This window comes from Leptospira andrefontaineae, assembly GCF_004770105.1.
In the GTDB taxonomy this organism is placed as follows: Bacteria; Spirochaetota; Leptospiria; order Leptospirales; family Leptospiraceae; genus Leptospira_B; species Leptospira_B andrefontaineae.
Genome location: NZ_RQEY01000005.1, coordinates 13658 through 28628, shown reverse-complemented (window position 1 = coordinate 28628; position 14971 = coordinate 13658). Strand labels below are relative to the sequence as shown.

12 protein-coding genes are annotated in these 14971 nt (G+C 40.9%); 9 read left to right on the top strand and 3 right to left on the bottom strand.

The window, feature by feature from the left end; translation table 11 throughout:
- Positions 1 to 48: 48 nt before the first annotated feature.
- Genes sucC through lpxB form a run of 7 tightly spaced genes read left to right on the top strand, consistent with a single transcriptional unit; the run spans position 49 to position 7562 of the window.
- Entirely contained in the window at positions 49 to 1221 is a 1173-nt protein-coding gene (sucC, locus tag EHO65_RS01955; RefSeq protein WP_135758173.1) for an ADP-forming succinate--CoA ligase subunit beta, read from the top strand.
- Positions 1222 to 1247: 26 nt separating this feature from the next.
- Entirely contained in the window at positions 1248 to 2132 is an 885-nt protein-coding gene (gene sucD / locus EHO65_RS01950) for a succinate--CoA ligase subunit alpha (protein WP_100724292.1), read from the top strand.
- 29 nt (positions 2133 to 2161) lie between these two features.
- Complete coding sequence (locus EHO65_RS01945) at positions 2162 to 3763, top strand: TolC family protein (protein WP_135772542.1); 1602 nt, start codon at positions 2162 to 2164, stop codon at positions 3761 to 3763.
- A gap of 18 nt (positions 3764 to 3781) precedes the next feature.
- Positions 3782 to 5212 (top strand): SH3 domain-containing protein, encoded by a 1431-nt coding sequence (locus tag EHO65_RS01940; RefSeq protein ID WP_135772541.1) that lies wholly within the window; start codon positions 3782 to 3784, stop codon positions 5210 to 5212.
- Between the two features lie 25 nt (positions 5213 to 5237).
- Positions 5238 to 5477 carry an FmdB family zinc ribbon protein gene (locus EHO65_RS01935; RefSeq protein ID WP_135772966.1) on the top strand — a complete coding sequence of 80 codons (240 nt, stop codon included), beginning with the start codon at positions 5238 to 5240 and terminating at the stop codon, positions 5475 to 5477.
- 2 nt (positions 5478 to 5479) lie between these two features.
- Complete coding sequence (locus EHO65_RS01930; RefSeq protein WP_135772540.1) at positions 5480 to 6334, top strand: LpxI family protein; 855 nt, start codon at positions 5480 to 5482, stop codon at positions 6332 to 6334.
- Complete coding sequence (gene lpxB / locus EHO65_RS01925) at positions 6282 to 7562, top strand: lipid-A-disaccharide synthase (protein WP_135772539.1); 1281 nt, start codon at positions 6282 to 6284, stop codon at positions 7560 to 7562. The genes EHO65_RS01930 and lpxB overlap by 53 nt, the downstream gene beginning before the upstream one ends.
- Here lpxB and EHO65_RS01920 read toward each other — a convergent pair.
- Genes EHO65_RS01920 through EHO65_RS01910 form a run of 3 tightly spaced genes read right to left on the bottom strand, consistent with a single transcriptional unit; the run spans position 7552 to position 12954 of the window.
- Positions 7552 to 9912, bottom strand: a complete 2361-nt coding sequence (locus EHO65_RS01920; RefSeq protein ID WP_244243403.1) for an LIC_12586 family protein — start codon at positions 9910 to 9912, stop codon at positions 7552 to 7554. The genes lpxB and EHO65_RS01920 overlap by 11 nt on opposite strands.
- Complete coding sequence (locus EHO65_RS01915; RefSeq protein WP_100707928.1) at positions 9816 to 10460, bottom strand: tetratricopeptide repeat protein; 645 nt, start codon at positions 10458 to 10460, stop codon at positions 9816 to 9818. The genes EHO65_RS01920 and EHO65_RS01915 overlap by 97 nt, the downstream gene beginning before the upstream one ends.
- A 4-nt stretch (positions 10461 to 10464) precedes the next feature.
- On the bottom strand, positions 10465 to 12954 hold the full coding sequence (locus tag EHO65_RS01910; RefSeq protein ID WP_135772538.1) for an ATP-dependent helicase: 2490 nt from the start codon (positions 12952 to 12954) through the stop codon (positions 10465 to 10467).
- A gap of 163 nt (positions 12955 to 13117) precedes the next feature.
- On the opposite strand from EHO65_RS01910, the gene EHO65_RS01905 reads away from it, so the two are divergent.
- Both EHO65_RS01905 and EHO65_RS01900 read left to right on the top strand, forming a co-directional pair.
- A complete protein-coding gene (locus EHO65_RS01905) occupies positions 13118 to 13702 on the top strand; it encodes an NUDIX hydrolase (RefSeq protein ID WP_135772537.1) in 585 nt (194 codons plus the stop codon).
- Between the two features lie 9 nt (positions 13703 to 13711).
- Positions 13712 to 14971, top strand: coding sequence for an MFS transporter (locus EHO65_RS01900; RefSeq protein WP_135772536.1), 1260 nt, complete (start codon positions 13712 to 13714; stop codon positions 14969 to 14971).

Genomic DNA, 14971 nt, shown 5'->3' with positions numbered 1-14971 from the left:
AAAAAGCATTCCAAACTGAACTCACATCCAAAAAAACAAGGTTGATTCATGAAAATTCACGAGTACCAGGCCAAGGAAATCCTGAGACGCCATAACGCCAAAGTTCCTTTCGGCGTAGTAATTGATAAAAAAGAAGACGGTGCAAAAGCCCACGAAGAAGTTTCTTCCAAAACGGGAGCATCTGTTGTAGTCGTAAAAGCCCAAATCCACGCTGGCGGTAGAGGAAAAGGCGGCGGAGTTAAAGTTACCAAAACTAAAGAAGACGCATTAGCCGCTATCGATAAGATCCTAGGCATGCAACTTATCACTCCTCAAACTGGACCTGAAGGTAAAAAAGTTCTAAAAGTTTATCTCGAGCAAGGGATCAATATCGCGAAGGAATTTTATTTAAGCGTATTATTAGATCGCGCGATCCGCAAAACAATCATCATGGCTTCCACTGAAGGTGGTATGGAGATTGAAGAAGTTGCGGAAACTCATCCTGAAAAAATCCTGAAGATCGCTGTAGATCCAGGTATCGGATTACAACCAAACCAAGCTTCTCAACTTGCTTTTGATCTTGGACTTCCTGCAGAATCCCATAAATCTTTCAAAGCTCTTCTAACTTCCGTTTACAATGCTTATATCAAAGAAGATGCATCTTTGTTAGAGATCAATCCTTTGATCCTTACTAAAGAAAACGAGATCATTGCAGGCGACTGTAAGATCGACTTAGATGAAAACGCTCTGTATCGTCATCCTGAGAACGCTGCCTTCAGAGATATTTCCGAAGAAGATCCTTTGGAAGTCCAAGCCAGCGAATACAATATCAACTATGTTAAGTTAGATGGTAACATCGGATGTATGGTTAACGGTGCAGGTCTTGCAATGGCAACCATGGACATCGTTAAACTTGCCGGTGCTGAACCTGCAAACTTCCTAGATGTGGGCGGTGGAGCGAATGTTACCACTGTTACAAACGGATTCAAACTTATTCTAGGAGATCCGAACGTTAAAGGGATCTTCATCAATATCTTCGGAGGGATCGTTCGTTGTGACCGAGTTGCTCTGGGGATCATCGAAGCTGCTAAGGCTGTGAACATCAATGTTCCATTAGTAGTTCGTTTGAAAGGAACCAACGCGGAAGAGGGTAAAAAAATCCTGAACGAATCCGGTCTAAACATCATCGGAGAAGAGGATCTTCGCACCGCGGCTAAAAAAGTGGCAGATGCCATTAAATAAATCACATAAGGTTAACTTAATATAACATGGCAGTATTAGTAGATAGCAATACAAGAGTCGTAGTACAAGGGATCACCGGTAAAGAAGGTTCTTTCCACGCGACTCAAATGATAGAATACGGAACTAGCGTTGTTGGAGGAGTAACTCCTGGAAAAGGTGGGCAGAATGTTGAGCTCGCCGGTAAAAATGTTCCTGTATTCAATAGCTTAAAAGATGCGATCGTTAAAGAAGGAGCAAATGCTTCTATCATTTTCGTTCCACCTCCATTCGCAGCGGATGCGATCTTAGAAGGTATCTTCAATGAAATTCCTCTTGTGGTTTGTATCACTGAAGGAATTCCAACACACGATATGCTCAAGGTTTATAGCGCACTTCGTAATTCCAAAACCAGATTGGTTGGACCAAACTGCCCTGGCGTGATCTCTCCTAAATACAAAGTGAAAATGGGGATTATGCCTGGTTTTATCCACCAAGCAGGAAATGTAGGGATCGTTTCTCGTTCTGGAACCTTAACTTACGAATCAGTTGCGCAGTTAACACAACATGGTTTGGGTCAATCCACTGTGATCGGAATCGGTGGAGATCCGGTTCCGGGAATGAATCATACGGAAGCGGTTAGACTTCTGAATGAAGATCCTGAAACGAAAGGTATCGTAATGATCGGAGAGATCGGCGGAACTTCCGAAGAAGAAGCGGCTGCTTATATCAAAGCTCATGTTAAAAAACCTGTAGTAGGATTTATCGCAGGCCAAACTGCACCTCCTGGAAAAAGGATGGGACACGCAGGTGCTATCATCAGCGGAGGAATGGGAACAGCTTCGTCTAAGATGAAAGCAATGCAGGATGCAGGTATTTCGGTTTGCCAATCTATCGCCGAAGTCGGCGAAAAAATGAAAAAAGCATTAGGTTAATCTAATACTTTAGATCGGGAGGAAAGGTTATGAAATTAGAAAATGGAAATTTTTGGACCAAAACAATAAGCGGGAAGACGATCTCCGTATGTCTAGCTTCGAGCCTCATCCTCCTTTCGGGATTTTCCGGAGTATTCTCCCAAGAGAATAAATCATCCGGAAAGGTCCTGAAGTTAACTACCGAAGAGACAGTTAAAAGAGCTTTAGATAGTAACTTCAAACTACAGAACCTGAGATACGAATTGGCAAAAACCGATTCGAGCTACTTGAAAGCAGAGTCCCAATATTCTTGGAGATTAGTAGCTGACGGAAGTTTTAGACAAACAGTTCTTCCTTTGAACCAGAACAACGTATTTACTGGAACAAAAACTTCCGATGATACGATCAAAGGGGGGATTGAAAAAACGATCCGTACGACTGGAACCTACTTCAAGTTAGAAGCAGGAAATAGAAGATTCGACTCAAACGCTTTCGAGGATAAGAGTAACCCTCTTACTGCAAGTTTCGCAGGACTCGCACTTCCTCCTCTTTATACCGGATTTATCACTGCAACGGTTTCCCAAGATTTATTAAAGAACTCATTCGGTTACAAGGGAAGAAACCAGGAGAAGATCCTGGACAACCAAAAAGAAATGGCGAAAAGCCAAGTTTCTCTTCAGATCTCGGAAGCGATCGTAGGATCACTTGTGGATTTCTGGGACTATTCGGTTAAACTACAGTCCTTAAAAACGTTCCGTAGATTAAAAGAGAACGTAAGTAATATTAGAAATCTTACGGTACGTAAACAAGGTTTGGGACTTTCGGAAGGATTCGAAGTCAACCAATGGAACGCTCTACTCGCACAAGCAGATAGCCAATTGGAAACTGCAGTTGTTCAAAAAGACGAAGCAAAAAGGAAATTAGCTCGTACTTTAAAATTAGAGAATGATTCCGACCTTTCTGAAGAAACGGACCTAATGGAAGAAATTCCCGAGAAGCCCGACTATAACAAAGACCTAGAGATCGCTTACAAAAAGAGAGCGGATTATCTAAACGCAGTCAGAGAAAAAGAAATCGCCGAGCTTATGCTAAAGAATGCAAAAAGTGATCAGTTACCTTCTCTTACACTTTCAGGTTCAGCTTCTTCTCAAGCTCAAACAATAACGAGCCCTGATAAAAATTATACAGACGCGACTGACGGTGTTCAATCTGCGCGTTATAAAGACTTCAACGGAAAAGTAAGTTTCTCTTATCCATTATTCGATAAGGGAGTTGCTGCAGGAAGAAGAGACTCCGAGATCGGAGTTCGCCAAGCTACTCTAAAAGAAACCGAAGTTAAGAATGAAGTAAGGGACGATCTAAGAGGAAGGATCGATTCTTTAGAAGCCAGTTATAAAATTTATAAGAACTCAATAGTCACCGAAAAAGAGACCCAAAACTATTATAACGGTGTGGTCCGAAGCTTCCAACAAGGAAGAGCGGATGCAGTCGCGGTTAAAAATGCTTTGGATACTTTGGTGAGAGACCAGCTTAGCCTTACTCAAGCAAAAGTGAATTTTAATATAGATCTAATGAGATACTATATAGCGAAGAACATGCTTTTGGAAAGATTCGATCTGGATGCTGAAAAACTTATTCCGCATTTGGATTAATAGGTTTCGTAGTTCTCATTGAAACGCGGATTTTTCCTTTCTATATTCGGGATCGTATTATTAGGGCTAATCGTTTGGCTTACCATTCGCTTTTGGCCCAAACCATCCGACACTATTTACGAATATTATAAAAAGGAAAAATGGGAGAAGGTTATCTCCTTAGTAAAAAAATCAACCGCCCCAACTCCTGAAGATCTTTTTTACGGCTCTCAATCTCTTCTTAGATTGAATGCAGAATTGATCACCAAGGATCCGGAAGATAGAGCTAAAATTTCCGGAAGACTCCAAAAAGAAAACGGGATCGGCTCAGGAAAATCTTTAGAATCTAAAGGTGAATTTCCGGTATTCGAAGATCCATTTATTTTACAACTCAGACCAGGCGGTTACTGGAGACAAAAAGCAATTCTATCCAGAGTAGAGATCGCAGGAGAATGGGAAGATGATATTCTATTCTTACGAGATCTAAAAGAACTGATCCGAAGTAATCCAGTCACATTAGGAATTTCTTCTTATTCTTCTGTTCTGAAAAAAGTTTTGAAAAGAGAAACTAAACTTTCTGACGGAGATCAGAACAAACTTTCTGAACTATTAGGTTTTCTTTCCGTAAGAGACGATTCTACATTACTCGGATCCAGATTTAAGAACACTGGAGAGAATACAAATCTAAGGACCGGCCCGGGTACTGAAAATCCCGGCAAAGCACGTTTAAAAAAAGGACTCTTACTTTACGCATTAGATAAAGACCCTCGTTCCGAAACTGTCCAAGGAAGAAAAGGAAACTGGGTCCAAGTATATATTCCTGAGTTACAGATCTCAGGTTGGATCTTCTCTCACTTTTTAGAGGAAGATCCGTATCCTTCTGCAAAAGCCGAAGAAACATTTGTAGAATTTTCCCAATCAGAAAAAAGCCAAGCCTGGGACTTTGCATTTTGGACGGAAGATAAGATCCCTCCAGGATTTCACGGCGAATATATCCCTACTGAAAAGTTAGCCTTGGATGGGGATTACGGAATCGTAATACATAGATCTAAAACCGGAAAATATAAAGAGATCTGCAGGATCGTAGAAGAACCTTTTAGATCCTTAGAATTTCTTACAGCAAGTTTAAGCGGAGAAGAAACTGTTCCGATTTTTAAACTATACTCAGGAAGACCCGGTGAGTGGAAGTCTGCTTACCAAATCGATCTTGACAGAGAGAGTATTTCCATCAATAGGAACAAGTATATACTTGGATCAGGTGGAAAGAAACGATTCCAGCTTGGAATTTTTTCTGCAAACGGGACAATATCAGCGTCTCTATTAGTAGGAGAAAAAACCGTATTACAAGGTGTCTCTCCTGAAGAAGAACTAACCTCAACTGAGGGAGTTCTATTCAAACTCTGCCTACAACAAGCGGATAAGAAGTCCGATTCGAATGCGGCAGCGTTCCAATTTAAGTTTTTATTTTGATCATAAGATCGAGCGAGGAAAATCAGTGCCTACTTACGATTATAGATGCAAGGCTTGCGGGCAAACTTTCGAACATTTTCAATCCATGAAGGACGATCCTATCACGACTTGTCTTCTTTGCGGCAAAACTGGAGAAGTAGATAGATTGATCTCCAGCGTAGGAGGGATCATCTTTAAAGGATCCGGATTCTATGTAACAGATAATAAATCTTCTTCCAAAAGTTCCGAATCATCCACCGGCTCTTCCGGTTCTTTTTCCAACTAAGTTTGGGACGTTTAGGAATATTAGCGGGAGGAGGAAATCTCCCACAGATAGGAATGAAAGAAGCTCTGGCAGCAGGGGAAGATCCATTCTTTCTTTCCATAGCAGAGTCTGATTTTACTCCTGGAAATTATCCTGATAGAGTAATACCGATCCGGATCGTAAAGATTGGCGGACTATTAAAAGCCTGCAAAACAAATCGGATAGATAGACTTCTTCTATTAGGAAAAGTTAAAAAAGAGATTATATTTAAAAGCCTGAACTTCGACTTAAAGGCTCTCGCGCTACTTGCAAGAATGGTGAATCGTCACGATTATTCTATCTTCAAAACGGTAGCTGAAGATTTCGAAAAACAAGGTATTCATATCATTTCCCAAAAAACATATCTGAAGTCATTGCTACTTCCAGAAGGACGTTATACCAAAAGAGCCTTGGATAAAAAACAGGTGGAAGACGTGATCTTCGGAATGGAATACGCTGAGAAGATCGCCCACCTGGATATAGGCCAAGCAGTAGTAGTAGTAGATAAATCGGTATTGGCGGTGGAAGCCGTAGAAGGAACAGACCAAACAATCCGAAGAGGCGGAAGTTTCGCCAAAAAAAGAAAGGCAGTAGTTTGCAAAAGTTCCAAACCAAGCCAAGATCCTCGCTTCGATCTACCTACAGTCGGAATAGAAACCTTAAAAGTAATGAGCGAGAACAACTGCGATATACTCGCCTTTCGAGAAGGAGAGACGATAATTGTAAATCCTTCCGAATTTATTAACCTTGCAGAAAAATTGAAAATCCATATCTTGAGCATCGGCCGTGGCAACGTCTCGAAAATTAACTCTACCCAAAAAAAGCTCCCTAAAGCCTAAGAAGGCCGGAGACAAAATTAGGACGGAAAATCTTTCCGTACCTTCTTCTCCCGTATTTATGATATTAGCTGGAGAACATTCCGGCGATTTACTCGGCGCTGAAGTATTAAAAGAACTCAAAAAACATGATCCGGATCTTACTTTTTTTGGGATAGGCGGCCCCAGAATGTTGGAAGAAGGTTTCGAATCTATAGAAGATATGGAAGAACTTTCTGTAATCGGTTTCACAGCAGTCTTATTCAAATACAAATTCCTAAAAGCCTTAATGGATAGATTGGTAGAAGAAGCAGTGGCACGTTCTTGCACACACGCGATCTTAGTCGATTATCCCGGTTTCAATCTTAGGCTTGCAGCCAGACTCAAAGAATTAGGGATCAAAGTGATTTTCTATGTTTCTCCCCAGCTTTGGGCCTGGAATTTCGGTAGGATCTATAAGATTAAAGAAACTATAAATCTGATGTTGGTATTATTTCCATTCGAGAAGAAGATTTACGATGATTATGGAGTTCGTTCCGTATTTGTAGGACATCCAATCGCGCAAAGGATTAAAGAAAAGATCCGAAAAGAAGCTCCAATCCCAGTGGATGAAAAACAGCTGGCTCATTTACAAACAATCACTCTAATGCCAGGCTCTCGATCCGGAGAGATCCATAGAATATTGGATACATTACTCCGATCTGCAGCGCTTATCCATGGAGAAGCCGAAGCAGAAAAAAAACATGTACGTTTTCTTATTCCAAACATCAACTTAAAAGAAGAAGAGTTTATCCAAACTAAAATTAAAGAAACGGAAGGATCCAATCCTGGTATCAAGATCGAATATTTATTCGACCGTTCTTTAAGATGTATCGAAGCCTCGGATATTGTCCTAGTAACTTCCGGAACCGCTACTTTAGAAGTTGTATATTTCGAAAAACCAATGGTGATCTTATACAAGGTCAGCTTACTCAGTTATTTTATCTCAGCACTTCTGATCCGCACACCTTTTATAGGACTTGTTAATATTTTAAGCGGAAGAGAAACGGTGAAGGAACTCATTCAGGCAGAATGTACTCCGGAAGAAACCTTAAGAGAAACAATGGCAATCCTAAAGAATAAAAAATACAGAAACCAGATGATAGAAGAGATCCGATCTGTAAAAGAATCCTTAGGCGAAGAACATAGTTCTAAAAATGCAAGTAGAGCGATCCTTCAGTTCTTAAAAGAAAAGCCTGTTTCTACTCCTTAACACAACCTGCACTATTTTCTTTTATCTTAAACGCGAAAGCCGAGATCGGCACTGCAGAATTAGATTCGCTGGAAAGTGAGTAAGTGTTTCCGGTTACAAAATATTTTATTGAATCGGAATCTATATAAGAGTTCGCGGATGCATTTACGTTCCCGCCCTTCCAATAAACATTTCTTTTGGGAGGACTGCCCGGATTCCAATAATCGAATCCCATCTCGAACTTAGGAGGAACAGGCATAGGGAATTCCCCCTTCCCTTTCCAGATCGTATTCGAAAGTTTCACCTTATCGATGGTGATGTACATCCTATCGTGAATGTCTAAGAAATTATTTCCGTTAAATCGTATATTCCCGTCTGAATCCAAACTTTCCGGGATCAAATCCCCACCGCAAAAAGAAAAACTTGGAACTCCCCAAGCAAGATTGATCGTCTCGAAATCTATTCCGAAATAAGGATTATCAGTTCCATAAGTAAAATAAGAATTTAATTTAGCAGTTCCGGTTCCAGTAATGTTTGCATCCAATCTAGATTGAGAAGGTGCAAATTTCAAACCCACATCCAACTTGCCCATAGCAGGAAGCCCAAGATCCCATTTCACTTCCTTGGCTGTAAGTTTGAGACTACCCGTAGGATTTTCTAAGAAATATTTATAGATAGGAGTTCTGGTGAAATTAATTTCAGGGATCAGCTTTTCCATTCTGGTATGGATATCTTCTCTAATCCATTGGCGAACGGAACTATACAAAGGAAAAAAGTTAGAAAGAACGATTGAGTCGGTCTCTAACTCCAGATTATATTCTCCTTGCAAAGGAAAGTAAGCAGTCCCATCTCCCTTTACACCTTTTCGATATCCTGTTTTGCCCTTTAGATTTGCAGACCAAGGAAGGCCGAATTGTTTTCCTTTAAGTTTTGCCTCTAAAATTCCTGCAAGATTCCAACCCAGATCTGCATCTTTAATCTCCAGATCCAAATAAGGATCCTTCCATCTGAAATCTTGGAGAGAAAATTTCGCTTCTGACTTCATCCAGTCTCCGTAACTCCCAGTCTCAGTCCCTTTCCAATGTAAGTCCAGACTTCCAGCAAGGGTTTCAAGATCAGAAGAAACAGGCAGAAAATTGCGGATATCATCCAAGTCTTGGACAGTCAGACTCAGGTCCCAGGACTTCAGCCCCTTCTCATTTTTAGATTTTAGAAGAGTGAGTTTATCTTCTCCAGAGAATACTTTATGCTCTTCAGAAAAGACATCTCCCTTTTGAGTGCGGGTCCACTCATGTTCCAGATCTATATCTTTCCATTCCCAAACTTCGCTTTGTAATGGAAGCTCTTGTAAAACAATCCCGTTTACATTAGAAAATTCTGTTTTACCTTGGACTTTCAAATTGGTCCCGTCCGACTCTAAAATAGCACGACCTGAAATTTTTCCTTTTTTAGGATAGAATTGAGAAAACTCCGAATATAAACCTCCGGAAGATTCTGCCTTTGCATTCTTAAACAGAATTTCCAGATTCATATTATTACTTCCGATATCCGTACTAAACTTTCCGTTCACATATCTAAATCCAGGGATAGGAAATAAAGAATCAGAAATTTGGACATTGATCTTAGTATCCTCCTTTCGGATATTAAAATCGATTCCCTTCATATTCTCTAAAAGGACCTTGCCGCCCTTATAAACAGTGACCGTAGTATCTTCCAATCTGATCTCAGGAATATTGATCTTATGGATATAAGATAGAATTTCTCCGGAGATCTTATCTTCCAGATCGATACTCAATTGTGCATTACGCACTCGGATCGCTTTTACAGAAGGTTGTCCTTTCCAAAGCCCTCGTAATAATAGTTCAATCTTGTTTGCCTTGAAGATCATTCGCTGAGAGGCAAAATCCTCGTCGCTGGAAATTTTTAGATCTTCTATAAATACATGATTCGGGAATTCGTATTCTACGACTCCCAAGGTCACTGCCCTGTCCAATTCTTCATTGATGAATCCGCGTGTGAGTTCCTTCACTCCACGCAAATCCAAAACTCTTCTAACGAAGTACCATTCCGCAGTTTCTTTTGCTGCCGCGAGCAATAGGAAAGTCACTATCAGAGCAATTGATATCTTTCTAAAGGAAGGTTTTTCAGTGATAGATTGTATCTTTTGAAATGTAGAAGATACAAGTCGATACAGTTTTGGTGGGACAGCGATCTGGAATGTAACGCTGTCCTTTTTAAAAAATGGATTTTTAGGGAGAGGTATTGAGAAAAAAATTACCGTTGGAGAACCTGGCTGATTTTCTCCGAGGTTTCCTTCAGTACTAGGCTTTCCGGAAATTTCTGTAATCCCTCTTCCAGAACCAACTGACATCTTTTGTATTCCTTAATTCTGTAGAAGCTGACTACTACGGTCTCATAGTAGAATAGATCTTTTTCGAAATTTTTCTCTCTGGAAGCTCTGCCTAAAATTCCAAGAGCCTGGCCATATTTCTCATCTTCGAAATATGCTTTTGCCCACATTTTTTTGCGGGTAACAGACTCAAAATCGCGATCCACATTGTCCGACTTACGGAAATGAACGATAGCATTATCATAGTCGTTGATCCCAAGATATGCTGAACCTAAATAATGGTCCAAATGTTGAAGATTACGACCGTCTTTGGAATTTTGAACTTCTCTCAATACGAGGGAAGCTTCTTTGAAAGATTCGATTTTTAGTAAAAGTTTGGATTTTTGGAGGAGTAGCTCGGAACGTCTTTTGTCTTCAGGGTGTAGATCGCTTAATTGCTGGTCTATTCCCTTGATTTCCGCTCGGACCTGGGTCTCTAAATTGGCGGAAACCGCCCCTTCTTTTTGTGTACTTGCACAGTAGAGGAGGAATTGAGCTCCGATAAACAATATTGTCAGATATTTACTCATTTTCTCATCCGATTTTCAATTTTTCGAGTTCTTGCAGGAAATCATTAGTCTCCTGTTGTCTGGTTTCCTCGTTAGAAAGCCAGTCCAAAGTCTCCGGATCTATCTCCTTAAGGAAGCGAGAAGGCTCGGAGGCCAATTGCTCCCCAAATTTGCGGCGATTAGCGGCACCTGTCAAGCATAAATGCCTCTTCGCCCGAGTCATCGCTACATACATCAAACGTCGCTCTTCGTCCACAGATTGGTCTTCTACGGTAGCTCTTCCGGAAGGCAAGATCCCTTCTTCTAGTCCTACGACATAAACAGACTCGAATTCCAATCCTTTGGATTGATGAATGGTGAGTAACTGTACTCGATTATCTTCTTTCTCGTCATTCGGCTCATCTTCCATAAGCATCGCCAAACGGTTGATAAAGTCGAATAATGTGGGTTTTTCGCCCGAGTCATTATTTTCTTCGAAGAACGCCAACATGTTCACAAGCTCGGACATATTATAGATACGAGCCTTTGCGACCTTCTCCTCTTTCTCTTCCAATATGATCTCTTTTTCCAAACCCAGATCTGCGATTAACTCTCGTAATGCGAAGAATAGTCTTGGAGAAGAAGAGAACTTCTTCTTTGCCTTTTCGATCAAATTTACGAAATTATAGATCTCGGAAGAAATTTTACGGTTCAGATCCGGGATAAAATCAGGAGATTCGCAGACTCTGAATAATGTCTCATAAAGGGATTCTTTGTTCTGAGCCGCTTTTTCATGAACAAGAGAAATGGACCCTGCACCGATCCCACGTTTTGGATAATTAATAATTCTTAATAAAGACGCGTCGTCCTTTTGGTTTGCTATGAGACGGATATAAGAGATCAGATCTCGAACTTCTTTTCGATCGAAGAAGTTATAACCGCCCACAACCTTATAAGGCATTTCCCTCGCTCTGAACGCTTCTTCAAATGGTCTGGATTGGAAATTCGTACGGAATAAGATCGCGATCTGGCTTCCTTTCCTAGCTTCTTTAATGATCTCTTCTCGGATCTTGTCTGCGACCCATTCTGCCTCGTCTTTCTCATCCCCTCTTTCCACATACTTAACCTTCAGGGCACCAGGCACCTTCGAGAAAAGTTCCTTGGATCTTCTGGAAAGATTATGACGAATTAGAGAGTTCGCAGCAGAAACAATGATATCTGTGGATCTATAATTCTCTAGGAGGCGGATAACGTTCGCACCCTGAAAATCGTTTTCGAACCCTAAGATCAAACTTACATCTGATCCTCTAAATGCATAGATGGACTGGTCGTCGTCACCTACCACACATAGATTGTCCGATTCTCCCATAAGTGCTCTTAAAAATTCGTATTGGATCGGGTTTGTATCTTGGAACTCATCCACCATAAAGTATTGGAACTTTTTATGGTATTCATCTCTTACTTCTTCGAACTGTCTTAAAAGTTTAGAAGGGAGAAGGATCAAATCATCGAAATCTATAGAGTTCTGTTCTTTTAAAGTATCTTGGTATTGATGAAAAAGAGAAGCAGCTAAAAGGTCTCCCTCATTCATAGAGGTTCTCATATCCGCTAAATAATCTTCACCTGAGTTTTTGATCCTGGAAATTTTAGAAAGTACTTCCATGATCTGAGGGCGTTTAGGTTCCAATTTCTGGGCAACAAGCATTCCTGTCACAAGACCTTCTTGGTCTGCTTGGTTCAGAAGAAGGAAAGGTTGTTTATACTCGAGCTTCTCAATATGTTTTTTTAATATTCCCAGTCCTAAGGAGTGGAATGTGGAAAGAGTGATCCCTTTTAATAAATTTCTAGGGATAAGTTTACGAACTCTTTCTCCCATTTCCTTTGCACTTTTATTAGTGAAGGATAATGCAACGATCTTCCCAGCAGGGATATGATGGTCCTGGATCATATGAGCGATACGATTAGAGATCACTCTTGTTTTCCCGGAACCTGCACCAGCAAAAATCAAAAGAGGGCCATGGATAGTCTGAACGGCGCGAGCCTGCTCCGGAGATAAGCTTAGAAAAATAGCAGCGGAATCCCGAGGCTCCTTCGGCCTTTCTTCTCTTTTTCTTTTAGGAGCAGAAGGTTTTTCTTCGGAGTCGGAAGTTCCGGAAGTTACAGAAACCTCTGTCGTTTCTGATTGGACCTCGGTTGAAATTGTAATTTCGACCTGGTCTGGAGTTCCTACCACTGACTCAGGTTCAATTTCTTTCGGTTCTTCTGAAACTTCTACCGGAGTGGAAACGAATTCTGGAGTCTCGTTTTCTGAAAAATCGTCTTCTTCATAAAAAGAAGAACCGTAGGATTCCTCTTGTACTTCTTCTTGGGTAGAAGTAGCGGGAGTTCCTACCACCTGCGGACCTTCTTCTTTTGGAACTGAAATAGTTTCCGAAAAGCTGAGTAATGGCAGATCCTGTGCAGGCTCCTCCTGCTTTTGTTCAGGAATTTCCAGATGGGAAAATAGGTCCAGGCTATGATTTGTTTCTTCTTTCATCCAACTTTATGAGGGCAAAATAATCTTAAGGATCCGAAAAATCCGATTTTTCGAACCCCATCTATAAGCGACATAATCCTGATTTTTCTCTTCTTGTCAACCGCGTACAGGCAAAGGTTTGCGAATCTGAAAGGATTTCAAAAAACTGGAAGAAACGGCAGATATGCAAGAATTCCGCCCAGAAAAATACCTCCCCGACTCCAATCTTTGGGAAGAAGGAAAAAAAACTTCCGCATTTAAAACTCCGATTTTTGAGTTAGTCTCCATTCCGAAAGTTTCGCCAGACAAAACGATCTCAGGCAATTTTTTCAAAGTAGAATCTAAAGATTGGGTGAATGTTATCGCGCTCACTCAGGATGAAAATGTGATCCTAATCGATCAATACAGACATGGTATACATTCTTATTGTTTGGAAATCCCAGGTGGTATCGCAGAAAAAAATTCACTCTTAGAATCTGCACAGGCAGAACTAAGAGAAGAGACAGGATTTGTTTCGGACGACTGGGAATATTTGGGAAAGGTTTCCGCAAATCCAGCCTTCATGAATAATTGGTGTCATACTTATATCGCCAGGAATGTTTATCCTCACCCGGGTGGACAGGAACTGGATGAAAGCGAACAAATAGAAGTGTATCAATATCCCTTAAACAAAATTCCCGAAATTTTAGAGAAGAATATCTTACACCACGCGATGGTCGTGGCGGCTTTCGGATTATTCTTTTTAAAATCCGGAGAAAAGAAGAAGTAGAACTATCTCATGACAAAATCCGCAAACACGAGCCCATTCGTTTCTTTACAAGTCCCTGAGTTCAGGAACTTCTTGGCCGGAAAATTTTTGGTCACACTTTCATTCGTTATGCAATCCACCGTGGTCTTCTGGCAGATAGACCATATCACTCACGATGCATTTTTCGTTGGTCTGATCGGATTTGCAGAGCTTATGCCTAATGTAGCAGTTTCTCTTTTTTCAGGATTGGTTGTGGATAGTTTCCCGAGGAAAAAGATTATCTCTCTTTCCTTAGCCGGTTTGACTTTTAGTTCCTTCTTACTTTTATTATTCACTCTTCCAGGTTTTGAATGGGTGATCGAAAAATATTGGGTGTATCCAATCTATTCCGTGATCTTCTTCTCTGGAATTTGTAGAGGGTTTTTATCTCCAAGTATCGCTGCCTTCCAAACTCAGTTAGTCTCTAAGGAAATTTTTCCGAACGCAGCCACATGGAGTGGTGTTGCATGGCAGGGTTCTGCAGTTTTAGGTCCGATGCTTGGCGGACTTCTGACAGGATTTAATGGAGTGCAGACTGCATATCTCGCTGACTTTTGTATCATGGTGTTCTCTTTATTCCTACTATTACTTGTTCCTTCGAAACCTGTTCCTGAAAAACAAGGAGAGAAGGAATCCATCTGGAAAAGTTTAGGAACCGGTTGGAAGTTTGTGTTCGGTCACCAGTTGATCTTGGGGGCGATCAGTTTGGATCTATTTGCAGTATTATTCGGTGGAGCTGTAGCACTTATTCCTACATTCTCGAGAGAAGTTTTAGGAATGGGTCCTGAATATTACGGAATTTTAAGATCAGCTCCTGCAATCGGCGCAGTTCTTTGTGCGTTGTTTATCGCAGTAAAACCTCCTAAAACAAATTCAGGGATCATATTATTGAGTAGTGTATTCGGTTTTGGGATTTGTATGATCGTATTCGCTCTTTCCAGAAACTTCTACTTATCTTGTGCGGCATTGATCGTAAGCGGCTCCTTTGATATGGTAAGTGTTGTGATCCGCCATACAATCGTTCAGATGTATACCCCAGAACATATGAGAGGAAGGGTTTCCGCAGTGAACAATATATTCATTGGTTCTTCTAATGAACTAGGGGCATTTGAATCAGGGGCAACCGCAAAAGCATTCGGCCTGGTCCCTTCCGTGGTTATAGGTGGATCACTCACTCTCTTAACTGTAGGGATTGTTACCGCGATCTCACCTCGTCTTCGAAAAATGGATCTAAAGGATATAACGGTTTAA

Coding starts and splice junctions, on each gene's coding strand:
- EHO65_RS01945 (WP_135772542.1), top strand. CDS start 2,162: ATGAAATTAGAAAATGGAAATTTTTGGACCAAAACAATAAGCGGGAAG.
- sucD (WP_100724292.1), top strand. CDS start 1,248: ATGGCAGTATTAGTAGATAGCAATACAAGAGTCGTAGTACAAGGGATC.
- sucC (WP_135758173.1), top strand. CDS start 49: ATGAAAATTCACGAGTACCAGGCCAAGGAAATCCTGAGACGCCATAAC.
- EHO65_RS01905 (WP_135772537.1), top strand. CDS start 13,118: ATGCAAGAATTCCGCCCAGAAAAATACCTCCCCGACTCCAATCTTTGG.
- EHO65_RS01910 (WP_135772538.1), bottom strand. CDS start 12,954: ATGAAAGAAGAAACAAATCATAGCCTGGACCTATTTTCCCATCTGGAA.
- EHO65_RS01920 (WP_244243403.1), bottom strand. CDS start 9,912: ATGTCAGTTGGTTCTGGAAGAGGGATTACAGAAATTTCCGGAAAGCCT.
- EHO65_RS01900 (WP_135772536.1), top strand. CDS start 13,712: ATGACAAAATCCGCAAACACGAGCCCATTCGTTTCTTTACAAGTCCCT.
- EHO65_RS01915 (WP_100707928.1), bottom strand. CDS start 10,460: ATGAGTAAATATCTGACAATATTGTTTATCGGAGCTCAATTCCTCCTC.